The sequence below is a fragment of the Clostridium sp. YIM B02569 genome (assembly GCF_022320765.1).
Classification (GTDB): Bacteria; Bacillota; Clostridia; order Clostridiales; family Clostridiaceae; genus Clostridium; species Clostridium beijerinckii.
In genome coordinates, this window is record NZ_JAKJJX010000019.1 from 95,606 (window position 1) to 121,562 (window position 25,957).

Annotated in this window: 20 protein-coding genes and 7 tRNA genes; all 27 read left to right on the forward strand. The window is 30.5% G+C overall.

Annotation, left to right across the window (positions count from 1 at the left end; all coding sequences use genetic code 11):
* The first annotated feature begins 10 nt into the window (after positions 1-10).
* The 27 genes from mfd to lysS all read left to right on the forward strand — a co-directional run bounded on the left by mfd (position 11) and on the right by lysS (position 25,918).
* Positions 11-3,511 (forward strand): transcription-repair coupling factor, encoded by a 3,501-nt coding sequence (gene mfd, locus L3B96_RS17440; protein ID WP_238948196.1) that lies wholly within the window; start codon positions 11-13, stop codon positions 3,509-3,511.
* 287 nt (positions 3,512-3,798) lie between these two features.
* The gene (locus tag L3B96_RS17445) at positions 3,799-4,833 is read left to right on the forward strand and encodes a peptidylprolyl isomerase (RefSeq protein ID WP_238900300.1); all 1,035 of its coding nucleotides are present in this window, start codon (positions 3,799-3,801) and stop codon (positions 4,831-4,833) included.
* Between the two features lie 254 nt (positions 4,834-5,087).
* Positions 5,088-5,636 (forward strand): stage V sporulation protein T, encoded by a 549-nt coding sequence (gene spoVT / locus L3B96_RS17450; protein WP_011967453.1) that lies wholly within the window; start codon positions 5,088-5,090, stop codon positions 5,634-5,636.
* 95 nt (positions 5,637-5,731) lie between these two features.
* A complete protein-coding gene (locus L3B96_RS17455) occupies positions 5,732-7,267 on the forward strand; it encodes a polysaccharide biosynthesis protein (RefSeq protein WP_011967454.1) in 1,536 nt (511 codons plus the stop codon).
* A 17-nt stretch (positions 7,268-7,284) separates the two neighbouring features.
* The gene (mazG, locus tag L3B96_RS17460; protein WP_017209501.1) at positions 7,285-8,736 is read left to right on the forward strand and encodes a nucleoside triphosphate pyrophosphohydrolase; all 1,452 of its coding nucleotides are present in this window, start codon (positions 7,285-7,287) and stop codon (positions 8,734-8,736) included.
* A 220-nt stretch (positions 8,737-8,956) separates the two neighbouring features.
* Complete coding sequence (locus L3B96_RS17465; RefSeq protein WP_008422747.1) at positions 8,957-9,232, forward strand: HU family DNA-binding protein; 276 nt, start codon at positions 8,957-8,959, stop codon at positions 9,230-9,232.
* Between the two features lie 70 nt (positions 9,233-9,302).
* On the forward strand, positions 9,303-9,563 hold the full coding sequence (locus L3B96_RS17470) for an RNA-binding S4 domain-containing protein (RefSeq protein ID WP_011967456.1): 261 nt from the start codon (positions 9,303-9,305) through the stop codon (positions 9,561-9,563).
* A 203-nt stretch (positions 9,564-9,766) separates the two neighbouring features.
* Positions 9,767-10,060 carry a sporulation protein YabP gene (gene yabP / locus L3B96_RS17475; protein WP_011967457.1) on the forward strand — a complete coding sequence of 98 codons (294 nt, stop codon included), beginning with the start codon at positions 9,767-9,769 and terminating at the stop codon, positions 10,058-10,060.
* Positions 10,061-10,069: 9 nt separating this feature from the next.
* The gene (yabQ, locus tag L3B96_RS17480) at positions 10,070-10,462 is read left to right on the forward strand and encodes a spore cortex biosynthesis protein YabQ (protein WP_238948197.1); all 393 of its coding nucleotides are present in this window, start codon (positions 10,070-10,072) and stop codon (positions 10,460-10,462) included.
* A gap of 77 nt (positions 10,463-10,539) precedes the next feature.
* Positions 10,540-10,827 (forward strand): septum formation initiator family protein, encoded by a 288-nt coding sequence (locus tag L3B96_RS17485; protein ID WP_077837368.1) that lies wholly within the window; start codon positions 10,540-10,542, stop codon positions 10,825-10,827.
* Positions 10,828-10,976: 149 nt separating this feature from the next.
* Positions 10,977-11,387, forward strand: coding sequence for a S1 domain-containing RNA-binding protein (locus L3B96_RS17490; RefSeq protein WP_011967460.1), 411 nt, complete (start codon positions 10,977-10,979; stop codon positions 11,385-11,387).
* 273 nt (positions 11,388-11,660) lie between these two features.
* Positions 11,661-11,749: transfer RNA gene (locus L3B96_RS17495), tRNA-Leu, on the forward strand.
* Positions 11,750-11,770: 21 nt separating this feature from the next.
* A tRNA-Met gene (locus L3B96_RS17500) sits at positions 11,771-11,846 on the forward strand.
* Positions 11,847-11,853: 7 nt separating this feature from the next.
* A tRNA-Met gene (locus tag L3B96_RS17505) sits at positions 11,854-11,930 on the forward strand.
* Between the two features lie 6 nt (positions 11,931-11,936).
* Positions 11,937-12,025: transfer RNA gene (locus L3B96_RS17510), tRNA-Leu, on the forward strand.
* Between the two features lie 21 nt (positions 12,026-12,046).
* Positions 12,047-12,122: transfer RNA gene (locus tag L3B96_RS17515), tRNA-Met, on the forward strand.
* A 71-nt stretch (positions 12,123-12,193) separates the two neighbouring features.
* Positions 12,194-12,282: transfer RNA gene (locus L3B96_RS17520), tRNA-Leu, on the forward strand.
* A gap of 21 nt (positions 12,283-12,303) precedes the next feature.
* Positions 12,304-12,379: transfer RNA gene (locus tag L3B96_RS17525), tRNA-Met, on the forward strand.
* Positions 12,380-13,043: 664 nt separating this feature from the next.
* Positions 13,044-15,455: a stage II sporulation protein E gene (gene spoIIE, locus L3B96_RS17530; protein WP_238948199.1), complete on the forward strand. Its 2,412-nt coding sequence runs from the start codon at positions 13,044-13,046 to the stop codon at positions 15,453-15,455.
* A gap of 266 nt (positions 15,456-15,721) precedes the next feature.
* Positions 15,722-17,128, forward strand: a complete 1,407-nt coding sequence (tilS, locus tag L3B96_RS17535) for a tRNA lysidine(34) synthetase TilS (RefSeq protein WP_011967462.1) — start codon at positions 15,722-15,724, stop codon at positions 17,126-17,128.
* A 2-nt stretch (positions 17,129-17,130) separates the two neighbouring features.
* The gene (hpt, locus tag L3B96_RS17540) at positions 17,131-17,670 is read left to right on the forward strand and encodes a hypoxanthine phosphoribosyltransferase (protein ID WP_011967463.1); all 540 of its coding nucleotides are present in this window, start codon (positions 17,131-17,133) and stop codon (positions 17,668-17,670) included.
* Between the two features lie 74 nt (positions 17,671-17,744).
* Positions 17,745-19,553: an ATP-dependent zinc metalloprotease FtsH gene (gene ftsH, locus L3B96_RS17545; RefSeq protein ID WP_023976915.1), complete on the forward strand. Its 1,809-nt coding sequence runs from the start codon at positions 17,745-17,747 to the stop codon at positions 19,551-19,553.
* 203 nt (positions 19,554-19,756) lie between these two features.
* Positions 19,757-21,427, forward strand: a complete 1,671-nt coding sequence (locus tag L3B96_RS17550) for a formate--tetrahydrofolate ligase (protein WP_238900295.1) — start codon at positions 19,757-19,759, stop codon at positions 21,425-21,427.
* 191 nt (positions 21,428-21,618) lie between these two features.
* Positions 21,619-22,419: a type III pantothenate kinase gene (locus L3B96_RS17555; RefSeq protein ID WP_011967466.1), complete on the forward strand. Its 801-nt coding sequence runs from the start codon at positions 21,619-21,621 to the stop codon at positions 22,417-22,419.
* Positions 22,420-22,468: 49 nt separating this feature from the next.
* Positions 22,469-23,434 (forward strand): tRNA dihydrouridine synthase DusB, encoded by a 966-nt coding sequence (gene dusB, locus L3B96_RS17560; RefSeq protein ID WP_023976913.1) that lies wholly within the window; start codon positions 22,469-22,471, stop codon positions 23,432-23,434.
* A gap of 481 nt (positions 23,435-23,915) precedes the next feature.
* Positions 23,916-24,398, forward strand: a complete 483-nt coding sequence (greA, locus tag L3B96_RS17565) for a transcription elongation factor GreA (protein WP_011967468.1) — start codon at positions 23,916-23,918, stop codon at positions 24,396-24,398.
* Positions 24,399-24,412: 14 nt separating this feature from the next.
* The gene (gene lysS / locus L3B96_RS17570) at positions 24,413-25,918 is read left to right on the forward strand and encodes a lysine--tRNA ligase (RefSeq protein WP_011967469.1); all 1,506 of its coding nucleotides are present in this window, start codon (positions 24,413-24,415) and stop codon (positions 25,916-25,918) included.
* The last annotated feature ends 39 nt before the right edge of the window (positions 25,919-25,957 follow it).

The window sequence follows — 25,957 nt, forward strand, 5'->3', positions numbered from 1 at the left end:
GGTGCATGGGATGAGATTAAAAGGGTTATTGGAGCCCTTGGAAAGTAGTTTAGAATTTCAAGACATAATACAAGGGATTGAAAGTAAAAGATACCCTATTGGTATATATGGTGCATCTGAATCAGGTCGAGGATACATTATAAGTGGAATATTTGAAAATACTAACAGATCAATTGTGATTGTAACTCAAAGCGATATGGAGGCAAAAAATCTTTATGAAGATTTGATATTTTATACTAGTGAGGTATATTATTTTCCAGTAAAGGAAATGGTTTTCTATAATATTGATGCTATCTCTGGAGATTTGAGATGGGCAAGATTAAAAGTAATAAATGAAATATTAAATAATAAGAAAAAAATAATAGTGACATCAATAGAAGCTTTTGCTGCAAAATATACTCCTCATAATTTGTTTTTGGAATACAGCATGAAATTTAAAGAAGGCGATGAAGTTAATCTTGCCGATATATCAAAGAAATTAATTCAATCAGGTTATGAAAGAGTGGAAATGGTTGAGGGCAAAGGACAATTTTCACTTAGAGGAGGCATATTAGACGTATTTCCAACAGGTTCAACTTATCCATATAGAGTTGAACTTTTTGGCGATGAAATAGAATCAATAAGAACCTTTAATACAGAATCTCAACGAAGTATTGAGAAAGTTAAAAAGATAGATATTTTCCCAGCAAAAGAAGTAATAGTTTCAGAAGAGATGTTAGAGGTTGGAAGAAATAAGCTTAAGGAAGAGTTTAATAAAATTGCGGAAAGTGATAAAGATAGTGAAAGAGTAGAAAAACTAAGAAAAATATTAAATAAAAACTTAGAACTACTAGAAGAGACTTCGTCTTTTGAAACAATAGATAGTTATCTTCCGTACTTTACCAAAGAAACAGAAAGTCTTTTTGATTATTTTAAGAATTATTTCTTTATAGTAGATAATGTTCAAAGATGTAATGGAAAATTAGAATCAACTTATTTAGAGTTTGAAGAAAATTTCACAGCTTTTTCTCAAAGAGGAGATATATTTCCCGGGCAAGGAAATTTATTAATAAATAAAGAAGAAGTATTAGAATCATTTGAAGATGAAAAGATTGCTTTTATCGAAGCATTGACAAAAGTTTCTGGCTGGCTAAAGCCACTATCAATAGTAAATGTAGCTCAAACAACATTAAATAACTATCAAGGTCAGCTAGATTTATTAATTGACGAAATATTAGGTAAAAAGAATTTAGGATATAAGACACTAATTTTATCAGGAACTCGAGCTAGAGGGGAACGTTTAGTTGGAACATTAAGAGATAGAGGTATAGAAAGTGTCTATAAGGATACTGTTGATAAAATTGAATATGGTGAAGTTGTAATAACTTTTGGTAATCAGTTGAGAGGATTTGAATATCCCCAATATAAAGTATGTATAATATCAGATAAAGAAGTATTTGGTGCGGCAAAGAGAAAATTAAAAAGTAGTAAGGCAAAGAAAAAGGGAATTTCTAAAATCAAGAGCTTTGCGGAATTAAAGCCGGGAGATTACGTAGTACATGCAAATCATGGTATCGGAGTATACAAGGGAATTAAACAAATAGATGTTGGAGGCCATAAAAGAGATTATTTAGATATTGTTTATGATAAAGGCGATAAATTATATGTTCCAGTAGATCAATTAGATTTAATTCAAAAGTATATTGGAAGTGAAGGAAAGTCACCTAAAGTTAATAAACTTGGAAGCGCTGAATGGCAAAAAGCAAAAGCAAAGGCAAGAAAATCAATAAATGAAATAGCTGAAGATCTAGTTAAGCTTTACGCAATGAGAAGTACTGTAAAAGGACATAAGTTTTCCAAGGACACTGAATGGCAAAAACAATTTGAAGATGAGTTTCCGTTTGAAGAAACTCCAGACCAATTAACATCACTAGAAGAAATAAAGATAGATATGGAATCTGATAAACCTATGGATAGACTTTTATGTGGAGATGTTGGATATGGTAAAACAGAAGTTGCTATAAGGGCTGCATTTAAAGCAGTAATGGATGGAAAACAAGTTGCTCTTTTAGTTCCAACTACCATTTTAGCAGAGCAACATTATAAAAATATAAAAAATAGATTTTCGGATTTTCCGATAAAGATAGACATGGTCAGCAGGTTTAGGACGGCGAAACAGCAAAAAGAAATACTTCAAAAGGTGAAGGAAGGTAATTTAGATATTTTAATAGGTACTCATAGATTGGTATCTAAAGACATTCAATTTAAAGATCTGGGCTTATTAATAGTAGACGAGGAGCAAAGGTTTGGAGTTAAGCAAAAAGAAAAGATTAAGGGAATTAAGAAAAATGTTGATGTTTTAACTCTAAGTGCAACTCCAATTCCTAGAACCCTGCATATGTCGCTAAGTGGAGTTAGGGATATTTCAGTCATAGAAACACCACCAGAAGAAAGATACCCTGTCCAAACATATGTTGTTGAACAAAATGATCAGCTTATAAGAGACGCAATTCTTAGGGAAATAGGTAGAGGCGGTCAAGTTTACTTCGTATACAATAGAGTGGAAGATATCGAAAGGATGGCTAAGTATGTTCAATCGTTAGTTCCAGAGAGTAAGGTCGGAATTGCTCATGGTCAAATGGCAGAAAGACAACTTGAGAAGGAAATGTTTGACTTTATGTCAGAAGAGTATAACGTATTAGTCTGCACTACTATAATAGAAACTGGAATGGATATTCAAAATGTAAATACTATAATAATATATGATGCAGATAAGATGGGACTTTCTCAGTTATATCAGCTTAGAGGTAGAGTTGGAAGATCAAATAGAATTGCATATGCGTATTTGCTATATACTAAGGATAAAGTATTAACAGAAGTTGCTGAAAAAAGGCTTAAAGCATTAAAGGATTTCACTGAATTGGGCTCTGGTTTTAAAATAGCTATGAGAGATTTGGAAATTAGAGGTGCAGGTAATATGATGGGATCTTCTCAACATGGACATATGGCCTCTATAGGATATGATCTGTATTGCAGAATGCTTGAAGATACTGTTAAACTTCTTAAAGGTGAAATTCAAAAAGAACCTATAGAAACAACCTTAGATATAAAAGTAGATGCCTTTATATCAGAAAATTATATAGAAGATGAAATTCAAAAAATTGAAGTTTATAAGAAAATTGCTGCAATTGAGGGATTAGACGATTATAGTGATATCAAAGAAGAACTAGAAGATAGATACTCTAAGATACCAGAACCTGTGTATAATTTAATGGATATTGCTTATATAAAGAGTAGAGCTAAATCTATATTCATTGAAGAGATAAAAGAAACTCCAAAAGAATTATTGTTCAAGTTTTCACAAGGTGAAAGTGAATATAAAAATATATTTAAAATATTGATGGAAAAATATAAGAATAGCGTAGTACTAAAGTTTGGTTCAAACCCTTATTTCGCATTTAAATTAAAATATATTAAGAAGGAAAATAAATTGGAGTTTCTGAAGGAAGTTTTCGATGACATAATATTGTAACAAATCTATGATATAAAAGAAAAGTAGAAGAAATAAAATAGTGTAAAAAATTTGAATTATAAAAGCAATATTGATATACTAATGTTATGAATTTTTACAGTAAGAAACCTAAAAGAATAATATCGTCCGACAAAAATTAATTTAGCTTTTCAAATTTCGTTTTATAATTCTAGAAAGTTTTGTTTAAGTAGAATTTGAAAAGTGATTTTAGCTTGTCTAAATTATATATATTTATGTGGAAAGTTATTTTTAGTGGGTTTAAATCTAGAATAAGCGAGGGGAAAACTTTGAAAAAATTAAAAAAATTTGTTGCAGCTTTAGCTATGGTGACAATTGCGGTATCGGCTATGGGTTGCAAAATGATTGAGAAAACACCAGAAGCGATACAGAAAACAGTTCTTGCAACAGTTGGAAATGAAAAAATAACAAAAGGTGATTTAGATAAAGAAATGGAAAAGTATACTGCACAACTAAAACAGCAGTATGGAGATAATTATGAAAGTAATGCTCAAGTTAAAGATCAGTTACAACAAGCAAAAAAACAGGAATTAGATAGCTTAGTAACTCAAAAAGTAGTATTACAAAAGGCTACTGAGTTAAATCTTAAGCCATCTGATGATGATATAAATAAGCAAGTTGATGATCAGATAGCTCAAATTAAATCTCAGTATTCAGAAGAAGGACAATTTGAAAGTGTTCTAGAGCAAAATGGATTGACTGAAGATCAGCTAAAAGATGTTGTAAAAAATAATGTTATAATGCAGGCTGTTCAACAAGATATAGTGAAAGATATAGAAGTTACTGATGACGATGTTCAAACATATTATAATGAAAATAAGGATTCAAAATATACACAAGGAGCTGGAGCGAATGCATCACATATTCTAATAGCTGAAAAGGCTAGTGATGGATCAATAGATTATGATGCATCATTAACAAAAGCTAACGCTATAAAAGCAAAATTAGATTCTGGAGCTGATTTTGCGAAATTAGCTAAGGAAAACTCAACAGATTCAGGAACTAAAGATAATGGTGGTAGTTTAGGATTTGTAGCATATAACTCAACACAATTAGTTGCTGAATTTATGGATGGGTTTAAGAATTTGAAAGAAGGGGAAATTTCAGCGCCAGTAAAGAGTCAGTTCGGATATCATATAATTAAGGCTACTGGATTAAAAGACTCACAAGTAACTCCTTTTGAACAAGTTAAAGATCAAATAAAATCATCATTATTACAACAAAAGCAACAAGATGCTTTAAGTTCTAAGATTACAGAATGGAAAACAGACCTAAAAGTAAAAACTTATGAAGATAAATTATAATACTAAAATATAATTAGGTAGCTATTAATAATTTAGCTGTTAATAATGAAAGTTAGGACTACTTTGAAATATCTCTGATTATTCAAAGTAGTCCTATTTTTGTTTCTACTATATGTATTACATTGAAATAACAGCATTTATATTAACAAAAAAATAATTAATATAAAATTTGTCTATAAGTGTATAAAATTTCTAGAAATTCAAATAATAATAGTGCAACCAATTAATAGAGTTCAAAGGAGGTTATATAACCAATGAAGGCAACAGGAATTGTTAGAAGAATTGATGATTTAGGAAGAGTAGTAATACCAAAGGAAATAAGGAGAACTTTAAGAATAAGAGAAGGGGATCCTTTAGAAATTTTTACCGATAGAGATGGTGGAGTAATTTTAAAAAAATATTCACCGATTGAAGAACTTACTAACTTTTCAAAGGAATATTGTGAAAGCTTGCAACAAGTTATAGGTCATGTAGTACTAATAGCTGATAAAGATGCATTTGTTTCAGTAAGTGGTGCACCAAAAAAAGACTACATAGAAAGAAAAGTAAGCAGTGAGCTAGAAAAGATAATGGACGGAAGAAAAACTGTATTATTAAATAAAGCTGATAACGCAGTAATACCATTACATAATGATGACGATGAAACAGAGTATACTAGTCAAGTTATATCACCAATCATAGCTGAGGGTGATGAAATAGGAGCTGTAATTATTCTTTCAAAAGAAGATGGAGAGCTTGGTGAAGTTGAAACAAAGCTAGTTGAGACAGCAGCAGCATTCTTAGGTAAACAAATGGAGCAATAATACTTATAAATAACCACATTATGAAAATAAAAGGAATAATACCTCCAAACTTACAATAATAATTAATTAGTAACATGTAAGGTTGGAGGTGTTTTATGAAAAAACAATCCCTAATAAGAGGGAGCATAATTCTTGGAGTTGCAGGAATATTAACAAGATTTTTAGGTCTATTCTTTAGATGGCCACTAATAATGTTAATTGGAGATGAGGGAATTGGATATTATCAAATGTCATACCCGCTATATATGTTTTTTATAGCTATGGCTTCTGGAGTTCCAGTTGCAATTTCTAAGATGATATCAGAAAAGAATGCAACAAATGATATATATGGAAGCTTTGAAGTAATGAAAGAATCTGCTATTTTAATGACAATAATAGGGACAGGCACAACTTTAGCATTATTCTTTTTTGCAAAACCAATAGTATTATTTTTGAAGTGGGATCCAAAAGCGTATTATTCATTAATCGGAATATCATTTGCACCAATTGTAATATCATTTGTAACTATATTTAGAGGATTCTTTCAAGGGTTACAAAATATGACTCCGTCAGCTATATCACAGATAATAGAGCAGATTGGTAGAGTCATATTCGGTGTTGGACTTGCTGTATTTTTACTACCTAGAGGCATAGAGTACTCAGCAGGTGGTGCAGCATTTGGAGCAACTGCGGGAGCTGTTCTTGGAGGAGCTTATTTATACTCGAATTATAAAAGAGTAAAGAAACGTTATGCCATTAAAAAAATAAAAAGCAATCCAGAAATATTAAATACTATATTAAAGATTGCAATACCAATATCATTAGGTACTACAGTATCAAGTATTATGAATTTAATAGATTCCATTTTAGTACCACAAAAACTATTAGATGCGGGATTCACAAATGTACAATCAACTGTATTATATGCGCAATTAACAGGTAAAGCGTCTGTAATTGTAAATATTCCATTAACTCTTTCTATGGCTATTTGTACATCTCTAATTCCTATCATAGCTGAGAATTTCATACTTAAGAAACAGAAAGAGCTAAAAAGTAAAATAGATGCATCTATGAAAATGGCATCAGTAATTGCTATTCCGTGCACTTTTGGGTTATTCTTTTTAGCTGAACCAGTAATGAAGTTTATATTTCCAGGCAGGTTTGAAGGAATAGAGATATTAAAATATTTATCATTAACAATTCCTTTTATAATAATTACTCAAACAACAACAGCAATACTACAAGGAACAGGGCATTATATAAAACCTGTTATTAACCTCTTGATTGGGTGTTTGATTAAAATTGTATTAACGTGGGTATTAGTTCCTATGCAAATGTTTAACATATATGGTGCTGTTTTGGCGAGCTTTGGAGCTTATTTAACAGTAAGTATTTTAAATATAGTGATGATGAAATTTACACTAAGAGTAAGACTTAATTTATACGAAATATTAATAAAACCTTGCTATGCATCCAGTATTATGATGTTAATTGTATTAATAAGTTATAATATTTTATATAAGAATACAATTAGTAATGGAATATCTTGCTTGACATCTATATTTTTGGGTATGATAGTATATATTATAATGATAATTGTATTCAAGGTATTTAATGTTGAAGAAATAAGAGATAGATTTAAAAGAAAGTAAAAAGGAGAGAAATTCTAATGATTAAGATAGTGGGATTAGGACCAGGAAGTAAGGATGCATTGACAATAGGAACAATAAATGAACTCGAAGCAAGCAAGCATATATTTCTAAGAACAGAAAAGCATCCAACAGTAGATTACCTGAAGGAAAAAAATATTGTATTTGATACTTATGATAATATTTATGATAGCATAGATAATTTTGATGAAGTATACTTAAATATCGCAAAAGACATAATTAATAAACATAAGAATATGACTGATTTAATTTATGCAGTTCCAGGTCATCCATTGGTTGCAGAAAAATCAGTATTTAACTTAATAGAACTATGTAAAGAAAATGGAATAGAATATAAAGTTATACCAGCAGTAAGTTTTATCGATGCAATGATTGAAAGCCTTAAGATTGATCCTATAGAGGGGTTAAAGGTTATAGACTCTTTTGACATAAGTAACCAAATTTTAGACAAAAGAATAGGAACAATTGTTACTCAGGTATACAATCAATTGATAGCATCAGAAGTTAAATTAAGATTGCTAGAATGCTATAATGATGAAACAGAGATTTATTATGTAAGAGCAGCCGGAATAGAAGGTCAGGAAAGCATAAGAAAGATACCGTTATTTGAACTGGATATGCAGGAGGATATAGATTATTTAACATCTATTTATATACCAAAGGATTTAAAAAACAAAAAAGACTTTAATGACTTTTTAGATATAATAGAAGTTTTGAGAGGTGAAGATGGATGTCCGTGGGATAGAGAACAAACTCATAAGTCTCTTAAGAAGGCTTTAATAGAAGAAAGCTATGAGGTAATAGACGCAATAGATCAAGATGATGATAATTCGTTAATCGAAGAATTAGGAGATGTACTTCTTCAAGTTGTTTTTCATGCATCTATTGGAAAAGAAGACGGATATTTCGATATAGGAGATGTGATAGAAGGAATTTGCAATAAAATGATAAGTAGGCATCCTCATGTATTTAAAGATGCCGATGGATTGAATTCTTCAGAAGATGTACTAATAAAGTGGGATGAGTTAAAGAAGAAAGAAAAGGGATATAATAGTGTTGTAGATGAACTGAAAGGAATAACAAAGGGACTACCTGCACTTTTAAGAGCACATAAGATTCAAGAAAAGGCAAGTAAGGTTGGATTTGACTTTGAAAATATAGATTTTGCTGTAAGTAAGGTAAAAGAAGAGTTAAAAGAAGTAATTGATGTATATAATACAGAAAATGTGGAGAAAATAGAAGAAGAAGTCGGAGATTTAATATTTTCATGTGTAAATATTGCAAGGTTTCTGAAAGTAGACGAAGAAATAGCATTAAATTATACTATAGACAAGTTTATAAAAAGATTTCAGTATATTGAAAGAGCAGCTAAGGATAAGAATATTGAATTAACAAGTATGACTTTAGATGAAATGAATGAACTATGGGAAATTTCAAAAAACTTAGGTTAATAGGTAATTTAAATAAAGGAATTTTCTAGTTTATGAAGAATAATAATTTTATAAAGAACTACTTTGTAACGATTTATTGGATTATTTAGTTATATATAGGAAAAGAAAGCGTTTTTCTATAGACGGGTAGCTGAAGAGGTTATATAATAAAGAAGTGCAATTTAGTACATAAAGAAAACAGTTAGAAAATATGTAACTGGATTTTAAGGAGGATGTTATTGTGAATAAAGCAGAATTAATTACTAGTATGGCGGAAAAAAGTAAATTAACAAAAAAAGATGCAGAATTAGCATTAAAAGCTTTAATTGAAAGTGTTGAGGAAGCACTAGAAAAAGGAGAAAAGGTTCAATTAGTTGGATTTGGAACTTTTGAAACTAGAGAAAGAGCAGCTAGAGAAGGAAGAAATCCTAGAACTAAAGAAGTTATAAACATTCCTGCAACAACAGTTCCAGTATTTAAAGCAGGTAAGGAATTCAAAGATAAAGTTAACAAGTAATAAAATACAAGTTAGACAGAGTAAATATGAACCCGAGTTTTCTCGGGTTCTTTTGAATGGAGGAGAAATTTTGAGGCTAGATAAATATTTAAAGGTATCGCGTATTATAAAAAGAAGAACTGTAGCGAAAGAAATATGTGAGAGTGGCCGTATATTAATAAACGGGAAAGTAGCAAAGCCTTCTACAAAAATAAAAGAAGGGGATATAATTGAAATAACGTTTGCTAATAAAGTATTAAAAGCGGAAATTGCTAGCGTAGTAGAACATGTTAGAAAAGAAGAAGCAAAAGAAATGTATATTATCCTTGAGGGTGAAGAAGATAAAGAGTAGAAACTATATAGTTTATCTACTCTTTATCTATATATGGGGATTGAACAAAAAAGATTTATGTTAAGTGAAATTATCATAAATAATAACACTTAACAGCTTTTAAGAAATAAATTCCACTATACTTAACTTATTAAAGGTTCTAAATTCTAAAATGCAAAATACAAACATATATTGTATAAGAAAAATAAATGGAGGAATTTTTAATGGAGAAAAGAGTGGAAAATAAAGTAGAAGATAATAAATCAAGTTTATCTCTAGAGAATAGAAAAAAATTAACTTTAAGTGGTGTTATAGAGGTTATAAGTTTTGATGAGCAAAAAATAGATTTAACAACTAATCTAGGAAATTTAACTATCAAGGGAGAAGAGTTAAAAATGAACAAGTTGGATGTGCAAAATGGTGATGTTATAATTGCTGGAAGCATTGCATCTATGGTATATAACGGAAAGATATCTAAGAAAAGCAATGAAAGCATAATAAGCAGATTGTTTAAGTAGGAATATAGTATGCCTTTAGGATTGAATATGCAGATTAATCTTGTTATATGCAGCTTAATTGGAGGTGTTATAACGGGAATATTGTTTGATATATATAGAGGAATAAGAGGATTAAACTCTATGAAGATATTAACAATAATAGAAGATATGCTATTTTGTGTACTTATTGCTTTGATTGTTTTTACCTTTTTATTATATACTAATTATGCATTTTTAACTCCCTATGTATATATTTTCATAATTATGGCCATTATATTATACTTCAAATTTATTAGTAAGTATTTTTACAACAGCGAGATGCTGATTGCAAAATTATCTTATAAATTGATTAGAATTTTATTAAAAAATTTATTGTATCCATTAAAAATAATTGCATATAAAATTACAGATAAAAGGAAATGATAAAAAATTACTTGAATAATACTAATATAGTGTTTACAATAGACTTAAGAGAATTTGCAAAATAGAGGTTCTTATAGATGAAAACGAAGTTAATATTAAAGCGGACAATAATTACTGGATTTATCATTTTCTTTGCCTTTAGTTATATTAGGCAAAGTATAACAATGAATAGAATTCAAAAGGAAATTGACAGTAAGCAAGTTCAGTTAAATGAAATTAATCAAAAAAACGAAAGACTTCAAGATGAAGTTGATAAAATTAATTCAAATTCATCGGATTATCTTGAAAAATTAGCAAGGGAAAGACTTGGGATGATTAAGCCTGGTGAAAAAGTTGTTAATGGAGAGATAACAAATCAAAATTAAATTTCAATTTATAGAAAAACTTATAAAACTCTGGTAATATTATAGTAGCTAAATAATTAAATTTGTATTCTAAATTAAAGAGCATCTGCATAGCAGATTTGTTCTTATAAATTTATATATTTTTAAATTTAAGGAGGAGTCTTTTAAACATGACCTTAATGGCAGGAAACATAGTAGAGGGCACAGTGATAAACATCACAAACTTTGGAGCTTTTATTGAAGTTGAAGGCAAAACTGGATTAGTTCATATTTCAGAAGTGGCAGATTCTTACGTAAAAGATATTAGAGAACATCTTAGTGAGCAAGATAAAGTGAAAGTGAAAGTTATCTCAATTGATGATAATGGCAAAATCAGTCTTTCAATAAAGCAAGCAAATGTTCAAAGAAAATCGGTTAAACCAGCAGAGATTGATTGGAAGGCACCTGATAAGAAGAAAACTACTAATTCAGGAAATTTCGAAGATATTATGTCTAAGTTTCTAAAGGATAGCGAAGAAAGAATGCAAGATGTAAAGAAGCATCAAGAATTTAAAAGTAAAGGTGGAAAAAAAGGCTGCTAAGAGTTCTTTTAATCTTTATGGGAAAATAAATATAAAATTTGCTTGATAAATTTCAAATGCAGAATAGATTTGTAGAGAAATTTTTATATTTGTTTACAGTTTGTTCTGCATTATTAAGATTATAAATAGATATTTACAGTGATTAAAACTTGTAATTCACTGATTATTACAATTAAAATATTAATATATAATATTAATAAAAAAATGTTGTTGACACTAAAAAGAATATGTATTATAATTAGCCTTGTCGTTGGCACTTAGTTTATAAGATATGCCGAAGTGGCGGAACTGGCAGACGCACAGGACTTAAAATCCTGCGGTGGTTAAACACCGTACCGGTTCGATTCCGGTCTTCGGCACCATGTATATGAAAAAAATAATATCGCGGGGTGGAGCAGTTGGTAGCTCGTCGGGCTCATAACCCGAAGGTCGTAGGTTCAAGTCCTGCCCCCGCAACCATTGATATGGCGGAATAGCTCAGCTGGCTAGAGCACTCGGTTCATACCCGAGGTGTCGTAGGTTCAAGTCCTATTTCCGCTACCAATATGTGCCGAAGTGGCGGAACTGGCAGACGCACAGGACTTAAAATCCTGCGGTAGTTAAACACCGTACCGGTTCGATTCCGGTCTTCGGCACCATATATATGAAAAAAATAATATCGCGGGGTGGAGCAGTTGGTAGCTCGTCGGGCTCATAACCCGAAGGTCATAGGTTCAAGTCCTGTCTCCGCAACCATAAAGTTTAGTAAGTTTTGTTATCAAAGCATTTAACTTATATGTCGTAACCTTGTAGGATATAATGAATATGCCGAAGTGGCGGAACTGGCAGACGCACAGGACTTAAAATCCTGCGGTAGTTAAACACCGTACCGGTTCGATTCCGGTCTTCGGCACCATATATATGAAAAGAATAATATCGCGGGGTGGAGCAGTTGGTAGCTCGTCGGGCTCATAACCCGAAGGTCGTAGGTTCAAGTCCTGCCTCCGCAACCATAAGACTTAAGCAATAGCTCAGGTCTTTTTTTGTTTGGAAAATATTTATTATATGAAGTATAAGATAAAGGTATAATATTCTGAATAAATTCCTAGCCATTGAGAAGAAAACTTTAGCATCGATTTATAATGCTAAGAATGAGATATTTAAAGTTTACTTTTCTAACATGGTGTTTAAATTAGTTATAGATAGAAGTTTAATATGAATGTAGATGACTACACTTATGTTAGGCTTTTTTTAGTACTTAATATTTTGAGTACTGTAAGTTAACTTGTCATAAGATTGATTACTGAATACGAATTTTGGTCACTTAAGCCAAGAAAATCCGAGAATAATCGTAAAAAATATTATTTTAAGGAGTAATTAAAAAGTGTATTCACGATTTATAATTTTATGAAAAATATTTTATATATAAATTTCTAATAAAATAAGATTAACGACAAATTAATTATAACGTTCTAATTTTAATAATTAGCCAGATATCTTGATTTACCTTGACTAAGTATGATATTAGATCAAAATGTAATAAAGAAAATAATCTATTAAATCATTAGATATTAGAGAAATATAGATGAAGTTGTCCTACGAAAACTTTATGCGATAAACACCTTATGACATTTATCGTAAGGTCATGATGCTATAATCAAATTACATTATTTGGAAATGAGGCGAGCTAATGTGCAGTATGGATTAGGGTTGGATAAGTATGAAGGAATAACTAGAGTAGAAAACTTAAGAAAAAAGTTGTGGATGAAAACATCTATAGTGAAGTTAGGGATTATTCTAATGTCAGGAATCTTGCTCGGTAGAGTGAATTTATTATTAAATCAATCAGATAGTCTTGGTATAGCTCCAATAGGAATTGCGTATTTGATAGCTGTAGTTACAAAAGAGAATAGGAGAAATAGTTTAACTGTGGCGATAGGAATCGCTATAGGATATCTAACAATAAGTAGTTTACTGACAGACGGTTATGTATATTTAGTAGCTGTAGCTTTAGTTACAATTTACTATGTGTTTATAGCAACAGCTAAAAATAGAAAAAAAGAATTAGTAGGTTTTGTAATAATTCTAAGTAGTTTTTTTTGTTATGGTTTACTAGTTAATAAATATGAACTTGGCGTAAATATAACTTTATGTTTAATACAGACATTAATTGTATTGCCCATATACTATGTTATAAAGTATGCGTTAAATTCTTTGGAAGAGATTAATACCAATTACTTCTTTTCTTCAGAGGAAATAGTAAGTATTGGAATATTTTTGTGTTTATTAGTTGCAGGAATAGGTAATATAAATATTAGTAATTACTCTATAAGAAATATATGCGCACTTACATTAGTTTTGACAATTGCGTATGTAGGTGGCGCAACATATGGAACTATGATTGGAGTTTCTATGGGTATAATGCTTGGAGTTGCTTCAAATGACATGATGTATAGTGTAGCCTTTTTTGGAGTTGGAGGCTTAATTGTTGGTATATTTAAAGATACGGGGAAAATATTTTCAATACTATCAGGTATAATAATTTATACTGCATTAGCTTTGTACTCTAATGCAGTAACATTGAAGTTGGGAGTTGAGGTTCTTACTAGTTCTGTTTTATTTTTGTGTGTTCCAAAACCTGTATTTACAAGTATTGAAATTGAGATAAATCCATATAGAAAGAAAGCATCTTTAGGGGAAATTCAATTAAATGCAATAAAGGAGGAATTTACTTTTAAATTAAAAGAGCTTACAAGTGTACTTACAAATGTATCAAGATGCTTATTAACTAACAATGATAATGAAAATTTATTGATTAAATCGAAAGGGAGTGCATTGGTAGAAAACTTGGCAGATAGAAGTTGTTCAAGCTGCGAAAATAGGCCTTTATGCTGGGAAAGAGAGTTTCATCAAACATTTAATTCTTTTCAAATGTTAATTCAAAGTAAGGAGGAGGGCAAATTAGCAATTCCTATGGATTTGCAAAAAAGATGTATTAAGAATTTTACACTTTTAAAAAATGCAGAGGGCATTGTAACTAATTATAATGTAAATGAATCAATAAAGGAAAGATTAGCAGAAGGAAGAAATATATTATCATCCCATATAACTAACATATCGTGTACTTTAGATAATCTTCTTAATGATTTTAAAAAGGAGGTTAGAATAGATACTGATTTAGAAAGATTGACGAAACGTATACTGAATAAAAACTCCATATATTACAATGATATTTTTTGCTATATAGATAAAAGCGGTAGGGTTAAGATTAGATTAAGTGTAAATAATTGCGAAGGAGCTGATTATTATGGAAAAAACATAGTTTCTCTATTGAGCAGTGCTATGAGAATGAAATTATGTATTGGGGATGATGGTTGTAAAATAAATCCACAGACAAATGAATGTATTATAACGATAGAAGAAAAACCAAAGTATTATATGGTGTCTTATGGTGCAATGGAACCAAAAGGTGGAGAAACTCAAATAGGTGATAGTTATAGTTTTGGAAGGACAAGAAATGGAACGTATATGACGATTCTAAGTGATGGGATGGGGTCTGGACCAGAGGCTAAGGAAGAAAGCAAAGCAACTGTTGATTTGGTAGAAAAGCTTATTGAAGCAGGGTTCGATGAAGATATAACGGTCAACACAGTTAATTCTATAATGGGAATGAGATTTTCGGAAGATGAAAAATATGCAACTTTAGATTTAAATAGAATTGACTTATATAATGGTAATGCAATATTTGTAAAGATAGGCGCAGCACCTAGCTTTATAAAAAGAGGCCGTGATGTAATATCTATTAATTCTAAGAATTTACCTTTTGGACTTGTAGATGAAGTGGACGTGGAAGTTATAAGAGAAGTGCTACGACCTGGTGATATTTTAATTAATGTTAGCGATGGTATTTTAGATATAGATAAATCAAACTCTGGAGAATCAACTTGGATTGAAGACTATTTAAAGACAATTAATTCAGATCCTAGAGAACTGTCAGAAAAGGTGCTAGAAAGAGCGAAAAAATTAAGTAATGGAACAATTAAAGATGATATGACAGTAGTAGTTTCAAAAGTTTATTTAGATAGCTAAGATTATCATGCAATAAGTTATTAAAATATTATAAATAGCTGTTTCAAAAATTTAAATCGTAAGTTAAATTTGAAACAGCTATTTATATTTGTTTCATATTTAAGTAAATAAATAAGATTGTTTTTAAGAATAATGTTATATTTATATAGAATGAGTTTTGAACTGTTAAATTGAAGCAATAATGTTTACATTTAGAACATATATACGTAAAATATAAGAAGCGGAATTGTATATGACATAATAATAAATAAGTAGGAGTGTTATTTTTGTATAGAAAAGTACTGTCTTATATAAAAGACAATAACCTTATTAAACCCAATGATAAAATTTTGATTGCTCTTTCTGGAGGACCAGATTCTATATGTCTTTTGAATGTTTTATTTGAGCTAAGAGAAAAATTAAATATAAGTATAGCTGCTGCACACTTAAATCATCTTTTAAGAGGCGAAGATGCATTTGAAGATGAGAGATATGTCATTAATACATGCAATGATATGGGAATAAAATGTTTTGTCAAACGTGTAGATATTAATGCTTATTCTAAGGAAAGTAAGTTGTCTTCGGAAATGGCTGGGAGGAATGCTAGATATGATTTTTTTGATGAAATCTTAGAAAAAGAAGGCTTTAATAAGATTGCTACTGCGCATAATGCAAATGATCAGGCGGAGACAGTCTTATTTAGGCTTATGAGAGGAACAGGCCTTGAAGGGTTGGGAGGAATTAGGGCTTCTAGAGATGATAAAATAATAAGACCTATTTTATGCTTGAGTAGAGAAGAAGTAGAAAACTACGTAAAACTAAAGAACTTAAATCCAAGAATCGATAAAACTAACTTTGAAAAAATTTATAATAGAAATAAAATAAGATTAGATATATTGCCATATATGAAAGAAAATTTTAATGAAGATATAGTACAAACTTTGAATAGGATGTCTACATTATTGCAAAAAGATAATGAATTCCTTGAAAAATTATCCGCTGGTTTATACAATAAATATTGTATGGAATGTAATGATTATTTTATAATAAAAAAGGAAATATTTAAAGAGGAAGAACCTTTGGTTAATAGAGTATTAAGGCATGCGTTAACAAGGTATTCAAAGTCTAATTACGATTTTGAAGTTAAGCATATATATGAAATATCTTGTTTGGCTCAAAAATACTCTGGAAAGTTAGTGCATCTTCCAAATGGAGTTTGTGCTGAAAATGTTTATGGAGATATATACATAAAAACAAAGACAAAAAAATCAGATATAAATAGTAAAAAAGAAGAAATAATTTTAGGTAAAGATAACATATATATAAATACAGTTGAGTTTCATAAGTATGTTATTCAATTTTCTATAATTAATGGTTATAATGAAAATTCTATAAACTTAAAGCAAGGAGATTTCGTTAAGTATTTTGATTTTGATAAAATTAATAATAATATTTCAATACGAAATAGAAAGAATGGAGATAAAATTATTCCACTAGGAATGAGTGGTAGCAAAAAATTAAAAGATATTTTTATTGATATGAAGATTCCTAAGAATGAAAGAGAATGCATCCCTATTTTATGCTTTGATGAAAGGATTGCATGGGTTATTGGAATTAGAATCTCAGAAGAATATAAACTTACAAGTAAAAGTACGAATATATTAAAAGTAGTCGTTCAAAGAAAGGAATATTAAATATGAAACAAGATATACAAGAGATACTATACTCAGAAGAAATTTTAAGTAAGAGAATTAAAGAACTTGCAAGTGAAATAAGTACAGATTATAGAGGAAAAGATTTACTTATAGTTGGTATTTTAAAAGGATCAGTAATATTTGCTGCCGAGCTAATAAAAAACATATCTATTAAATGTGAAATAGATTTTATGGCAGTTTCAAGCTATGGAAGTTCTACAGAAACATCTGGTGTCGTAAGAATATTAAAAGACTTAGATAATAGTATAGAAGGAAAAGATATTTTAGTGGTTGAGGATATCGTTGATACAGGAGTAACATTAACATATTTACTTAAATATTTAAAAGCGAGAAAAGCAAATAGTATAGAAATAGTTGCATTACTAAATAAGCAAGCGAGGCGTAAATCTGATTTAGATGTTAAATATATTGGATTTGAGGTTCCTGATGGATTCATAGTAGGTTATGGAATAGATTATGCTGAAAAATACAGAAATTTACCTTTTATAGGGATATTAAAGCCTGAAGTATATGAAAAATAGAAAGTTCAAATTTAATTGTAATAAAAATATTCCTATGGTAAAATTTTAAATATGATGAGAGAGGGGGGCCTTGAATGAAAAAATATTCAAGTGCGGCTGTATGGATTGTATGCTCAGTTATGCTGATTTTAGCAGCAGTTACTATGTGGCAAACAGGAAAAGGTTCTAATGAGATAACTTATAGTTCATTTATACAAAAGTGGAATTCAAATGAAATAGAAAGTATCTTAGTCAAGGAAGACAGCATGACTATAGAAGGAAAAACTACTGATAATAAAAGTTTTGTTACTATTGCTCCGGGTGAACTTGTTAGTTCGCTTATAGTAAATCAGCCTAAATTAGATGTTAAAGTCGTTTTTGAGAAACCATCTAATAATGCAACATGGATAGCAACATTACTTCCATTTATATTAATGGCAGTATTTATATTTATATTCCTATTTATATTTACTCAACAATCCCAAAGCGGAAGTGGTGGAAGAGGGGTTATGAATTTTGGTAAAAGCAAAGCTAAAATGGTAACTCCAGATACACAAACAGTTACATTTGAAGATATAGCAGGTGCGGATGAAGAGAAAGCTGAGCTTGAAGAAATTGTTGAATTTTTAAAATTGCCATCAAAGTATATACAGATAGGCGCAAGAATTCCTAAAGGGGTTTTATTAGTTGGGCCTCCTGGGACTGGAAAAACATTACTTGCAAAAGCGATAGCGGGAGAGGCAGGCGTGCCATTCTTTAGTATATCAGGATCAGATTTTGTTGAAATGTTTGTTGGTGTTGGTGCATCGAGAGTTAGAAGCTTATTTGAAGAAGCAAAGAAAAATTCACCTTGTATAGTATTTATAGATGAAATTGATGCAGTTGGAAGACAGAGAGGTGCAGGCTTAGGTGGAGGACATGACGAAAGAGAACAGACATTAAATCAACTTCTTGTTGAAATGGATGGATTCGGTGCTAATGAAGGTATCATAATGATAGCTGCAACAAATAGGCCTGATATATTAGATCCAGCGTTATTAAGACCAGGAAGATTTGATAGGCAAATAATTGTTGGAGCTCCAGATGTAAAAGGTAGAGAGGAAATTCTTAAAGTTCATACAAGAAAGAAACCACTAAATGATGATGTGAAGTTAGATGTCCTTGCTAGAAGAACTCCAGGGTTTTCGGGAGCAGATTTAGAAAACTTAACAAATGAAGCGGCATTACTTGCTGTTAGAAAAGACAAAAAACAAATTTCTATGTCTGAAATGGAAGAAGCAATAACAAAAGTAATTGCAGGTCCTGAGAAAAAGAGTAGGGTAATAACTGAACATGATAGGAAATTAACGGCTTATCATGAAGCAGGTCATGCGGTCGTTATGAGATTGCTTCCACACTGTGATCCGGTTCACGAAATAAGTGTAATTCCAAGAGGTAGAGCTGGTGGATATACTATGCATCTTCCAAAGGAGGATACTTCCTATACATCTAAGTCTAAATTAAAAGATGAGATGGTTGGACTCCTAGGTGGAAGAGTTGCTGAAAGATTGATTATGGGAGATATAAGTACTGGTGCAAAAAATGATATAGATAGAGCAAGTCATATAGCTAGAAGTATGGTTATGGATTATGGTATGAGCGAAGAAATTGGAACTATATCATTTAGTACTTCAGGGCATGATGAAGTTTTCCTTGGAAGAGACTTAGGTAAGGGGAGAAACTTTAGCGAAGAGATAGGTTCTAAAATAGATAAAGAAATAAAGAAATTTATAGATGAGGCTTATGATAGAGCTAATAAGCTTCTAAAAGAAAATATAAACAAATTACATGCTGTTGCAAAAGCTTTAATTGAAAAAGAAAAACTTGATGCAGAAGAATTCGAAGATATTTTTGTAAATAATTAATACACAGGCTATTTCAGACACAAAATGGGTTTGAAATAGCCATTTAATTTTTTATATGTAGAATCATAGAATATTCATATTAATACGAATATTCGGAGTTTATTTATACTTATTATTCGAAAAAACTTTTATTATGTATAGTGAAATGATATAATAAATTATATTAAGTATGATTTTGGGTTTATATTTAGGAGGGATTTCAAATGAAAAGTGATATTCAGATTGCTCAAGAGGCAAAGATGGAGCCGATAAAAAATGTGGCAGAAAAATTGGGACTTTGCGAAGATGATATAGAGTACTATGGAAAATATAAGTGTAAAATATCTTTAGATGTATATGATAAGGTTAAAAATAATAATAACGGAAAGTTAGTTTTGGTAACAGCTATAAATCCAACTCCTGCAGGAGAAGGAAAGTCAACAGTTACAGTAGGGCTTGGTCAGGCTTTAAACAGGATTGGGAAGAAAGCCGTTATAGCATTAAGGGAGCCATCATTAGGACCGGTCTTCGGGATTAAGGGTGGAGCAGCTGGGGGAGGATATGCTCAAGTTGTTCCTATGGAAGATATTAATCTTCATTTTACTGGAGATATGCATGCTATTACATCTGCTAATAATTTGTTATCAGCAGCAATAGATAATCATATTCACCAAGGTAATGTTTTAAGAATTGATTCTAGAAGAATTGTATTTAAAAGAGTAATGGATATGAATGATAGAGCGTTAAGACATATCATTGTTGGGATGGGTGGAAAGGTTAATGGATTTGTTAGAGAAGATGGATTCAATATAACTGTTGCATCTGAAATAATGGCTATATTATGTTTAGCAAGTGATCTAGAAGATTTGAAAGAAAGAATGGGTAATATAGTAATTGCATATAATTTAGATGGAAATCCTGTTTATGCTAAGGAATTAGAAATACAAGGAGCTATGGCGTTACTAATGAAAGACGCGATTAAGCCTAATTTAGTTCAAACATTAGAAAATACTCCTGCATTAATACATGGAGGACCATTTGCTAATATTGCTCATGGATGTAATTCTATAATGGCAACTAAGCTTGCTTTAAAGTTGGGAGATGTTGTCATAACAGAAGCTGGATTTGGAGCAGATTTAGGTGCAGAGAAGTTCTTTGATATTAAATGTAGATATGGTAATTTAGAACCTGAATGTGTTGTAGTTGTTGCGACTATAAGAGCATTAAAGCATCATGGCGGAGTAGCTAAGACTGAATTAAATATCCCAAATGTTGAAGCACTAAAAGATGGAATTGCTAATTTGGAAAAACAGATAGAGAATATAAAGAAGTTTAAAATCACACCTGTTGTTGCAATAAATAAATTTGTTACAGATAGCTCGGAAGAAGTGGAATTCATTAAAGATTTTTGCGATAGAATTGGGGTTAAAGTAGCATTGTGTGATGTGTGGGCTAAAGGTGGTGAAGGTGGAATTGATCTTGCCAATATAGTGTTAGATGCACTAGAGAATAGTGAATCAAATTTTGAGCCTATATATGATAAGGAAAAATCTATTAGAGAGAAAATATTTACAATTGCTAGTAAAATTTATGGAGCAGATAAAGTTAATTATACTCCAGCAGCAAAAAAACAAATTGACGAATTAGAAAAGTTCAAGTTGGATAAACTTCCTATATGTATGGCGAAAACGCAATATTCACTATCAGATAATCCTAGTCTTTTAGCTAGACCTACAGGATTTGATATTACAGTTAAAGAAGTGAGAGTATCAAATGGAGCTGGATTTATAGTGGTCCAGACAGGTGACATAATGACTATGCCTGGCCTTCCAAAGGTACCAGCAGCAAATAAGATGGATGTATTAAAAAGTGGGGAAATAATAGGATTATTCTAATGAATGCATATATGTGTATTTAAGGTGAAAACAGAAGCTAGAAAATGGTGGTATTAATCTAAAATCACATTTAAACTCTTGACAAATTAAATATAATTGTTAAAATTATATTGTTATTTTTTAGTCAATTTCAAAATTAAGGCAGCTCTTCGGGCTGCTTTTAATTTAACTATATTAAGGTGGTGCTTTCTATGATTTTACTTGTTGATGCAGGTAATACTAACATTGTTTTGGGAGTACATAATGGAGAAAGGTATATAGCTAGTTGGCGTATTTCAAGTGAAGGAAATAAAACTTCAGATGAGTATGGTATACAAGTTATGCAACTATTTAACTTAAGTGACATTGATCCTAAAAATATTACTGGAGTTATAGTTTCTTCTGTTGTTCCTAATATAATGCATTCTTTAGAAAATATGTTAAGAAAATGTTTTTGTCACGAACCTATAATAGTTGGACCAGGAGTGAAAACTGGAATAAATATTAAATATGATAACCCAAGAGAAGTTGGAGCAGATAGAATAGTAAATGCTGTTGCTGCATATGAAATTTACAAGAGACCAGTTATAATAATAGACTTTGGAACAGCTACAACTTTTTGTGCAGTAAGAGCAAATGGAGATTATCTTGGAGGATGCATATGTCCTGGAATTAGAATTTCGGCAGATGCTTTATTTGAAAGAGCAGCTAAGCTTCCTAGAGTAGAATTAGAAGTACCAAAAAATATGATTTGCAAAAATACTGTATCAAGTATGCAATCTGGTATTATATTTGGTTATATTGGGCAAGTTGAATATATAGTGAAAAAAATGAAACAAGAAATGAAAAATTCTAAGTATAAGGAAGAACCTTTTGTATTAGCAACAGGTGGATTAGCAAATTTAATAGCTAAAGAGACTGATGTTATTGATAAGGTTGATTCGGATTTAACACTAGAAGGATTAAAAATATTATATGAAAAAAACAAAGAAATAGAGATTTCCCAAAGATAAATTATATGGAAATTGAGATTTATACAAGATGTAAGGAGTATATTCTACAATGAAGATAGGGAATTTAACCTTTGAAAACAATATATTTCTAGCACCTATGGCAGGAGTAACTGACATATCATTTAGAGGATTATGTAAGGAAATGGGATGCGGTTTGGTTTACACCGAAATGGTTAGTGCTAAAGCATTATATTATGGAAGCGAGAATACACAAACCTTACTTAGAATAGCAGATGAAGAAAAACCAGTTGCGGCCCAGATATTTGGTAGAGAGCCAGATGTGATGGCTAGAATTTGTGAGGAATATTTAAATAACAGGGAAGATATTTGTATAATTGATATTAATATGGGATGCCCAGCTCCCAAAATAGTTAAAAATGGAGAGGGATCTGCATTAATGAAAGAACCGGAACTTGCATACGATATCGTTAGAACTATAAAAAAAGTTTCAACCAAACCTGTTACTGTCAAGTTTAGAAAAGGATTTGATGAAGATAATATTAATGCAGTAGAATTTGCAAAAGGGATGGAACAAGCTGGAGCAGATGCTATTGCTGTTCATGGACGAACACGAAAACAAATGTATCAAGGGAAAGCAGATTGGGACATAATAAAGAGAGTTAAGGATAGTGTTTCAATTCCTGTAATAGGAAATGGAGATGTATTTTCTCCAGAAGATGCTATCAGAATGAAAAGAACTACAAATTGTGATGGAATAATGATTGCAAGAGGAAGTCAAGGAAATCCATGGATATTTAGACAGATAAATAATTTGCTTAATGGAGAAGTAATTCAAGAAGTTTCAGATAATGAAAAAATTGAAATGTGTATTAGGCATTACGAATTAGCAATAAAATATGATGGGGAATTTAAAGCGATAAGAGAAATGAGAAAACACGCATCATGGTATATTAAAGGACTTCCAAGATGCACAGAACTTAAAAATAAGATTAATACTATAAATGATAGTGAAAAAGTTATTGAAGCTTTAAGAAAATATCAAGATGAATTATAGTTTTGTAAGTATAACTAGAATTATTTAATTGTTTCAAGCATATTATTAATATTTAGAAAAATGTAATTTGGTTTAATAATAAATCTAGTATAAATATGAGTATTAATTTTTGTGTAAAAATTATAATTTATGTTTTACTAATTTACTTTTATATTAATATTTAAACTAGGTTTATTTAATAGTTGATTCACAGCAATCATAGCTATGAGTAAAGTTGTTCCGAATTAGTTGCTAACTAATGGAGCGAATTGCTTCAAATTAGGATTTATTGACATATGAAATATGCTGATTTATAATAAGTTAAATGATTTTCAGATTAAAATATTTTTCAAATTATTATAAATTTATAGGTGCTCTCTGTTAACGATATAATAAGAGATTGCTTAAAAAGATTTATTTAATAGATAATTTATCAAAATAAAGATTATAATCAATAACTAAAATAAATAATATAGAAGGTTTTAAAGGGGAGTTAAAGTATATGAGCCAATCAAAACAATATGTTATGACTTATGAAGGTGTTAAGAAATTAGAAAGTGAATTAGAATATCTAAAAACAGTAAAAAGAAAAGAAATAACTGAAAAGATAAAAATTGCTTTAGGATACGGAGATTTAAGTGAAAATTCTGAGTATGATGAAGCTAAAAACGACCAAGCATTTACAGAAGGAAGAATAATTCAATTAGAAAATATGCTTAAAAATGCAGTGGTTGTAGATGAATCAGAGATTCCAAGTGATATTGTTTCAGTTGGATCAAAGGTAAAAGTTAAAGATTATGAATTTGATGAAGAAGTAGAGTATTCAATAGTAGGTTCGGCAGAAGCGGATCCTATGAATTTTAAAATATCAAACGAATCACCGGTTGGAAATGCACTAGTTGGTAAAAAAGTTGGTGATGTAGTAGAGGTAACAGTTCCAGACGGAGTTAATAAATTCGAAATACTAGGAATAAGTAGAAGTTAATTGGAGGTACAGCAATGTCAACAGAAGAAATGAGCATGCAAGAGTTAGAGTCTCAGTATAATGAACAGGAAGGATTGAGAAGAGCTAAACTAGCAGAGCTACAAGGTGCTGGAAAGGATCCTTTTGATGTTTATAAAGTCAACAGAACTCATACATCAGAGGAAGTTAAGGCAAATTATGATGCACTAGAAGGTAAGGAAGTAACCGTTGCAGGAAGACTAATGTCTAAAAGAGGGCAGGGAAAAGTTGTTTTCTCAGATATACATGATAAGGATGGTAAGATACAACTATTCTTAAAGATTGATAAGGTTGGGGAAGAAAATTTAAAGCAATATAAAACTTTTGATTTAGGTGATTGGATTGCAGCAACTGGAGAAGTATTTACAACTAAAACAGGTGAAGTATCAGTAAATGTAAATACTTTTGAGTTGACTTGTAAATCTTTAAAGCCACTTCCAGAAAAATGGCATGGGTTAAAAGATCCAGATTTAAGATATAGACAAAGAGAAGTTGATATAATTACAAATACAGAAGTTAAGGATACTTTTATTAAAAGAAGTAAAATCATTTCAGCTATAAGAGAATTCCTAGATGCTAAAAGCTTTATAGAAGTAGAAACTCCAATTCTTGGAGCAATAGCTGGTGGAGCAGCAGCAAAACCTTTCATTACTCATCACAATACTTTAGATATGGATATGTATTTAAGAATAGCTACAGAGTTATATCTTAAGAGATTAATAGTTGCTGGTTTTGAAAAGGTATATGAAATAGGAAGAAATTTTAGAAATGAAGGTATGTCAGTAAGACATAATCCTGAATTTACAGCTATAGAATTATACGAAGCATATTCTGATTATAATGACATGATGGAAATTACAGAAAATATGGTTGCATATATTTGTGAAAAAGTAAATGGAACTACTAAGGTTGCTTATCAAGGTACAGAAATAGACTTTAAGCCACCATGGAGAAGAATCACTATGGTTGATGCTGTAAAAGAATATGCTGGGGTAGATTTCAATGAAATAAAATCTGACGATGAAGCTCAAACTATAGCAAAGGAAAAACACTTAGAATTTGCCAAACCATTAAATACAGTAACAAAAGGTGAAGTTTTAAATGCTTTATATGAAGAGTTTGGTGAAGCAAATATGATTCAACCTACATTTGTTACGGATTATCCAGTTGAAATTTCACCTCTTACAAAGAAAAAGAGAGGAAATCCTGAATTTACTGAAAGATTTGAAGGATTTGTATTTGGTAGAGAACTTTGTAATGCATACTCAGAATTAAACGATCCTATAGTTCAAAGACAAAGATTCGAACAACAAGCTAAAGAGAGAGAACTTGGAGATGACGAGGCATATATGCTAGATGAACAATTTATGAGTGCTCTTGAAACAGGTATGCCACCAACAGGTGGAATGGGAATGGGAATAGATAGACTTATAATGTTCTTAACTGATTCAGCTTCAATCAGAGATGTTATATTATTCCCAACAATGAGACCACAGAAATAATTTGATGCAGTTAAAGTAAATAGATTATATTTATTTCTA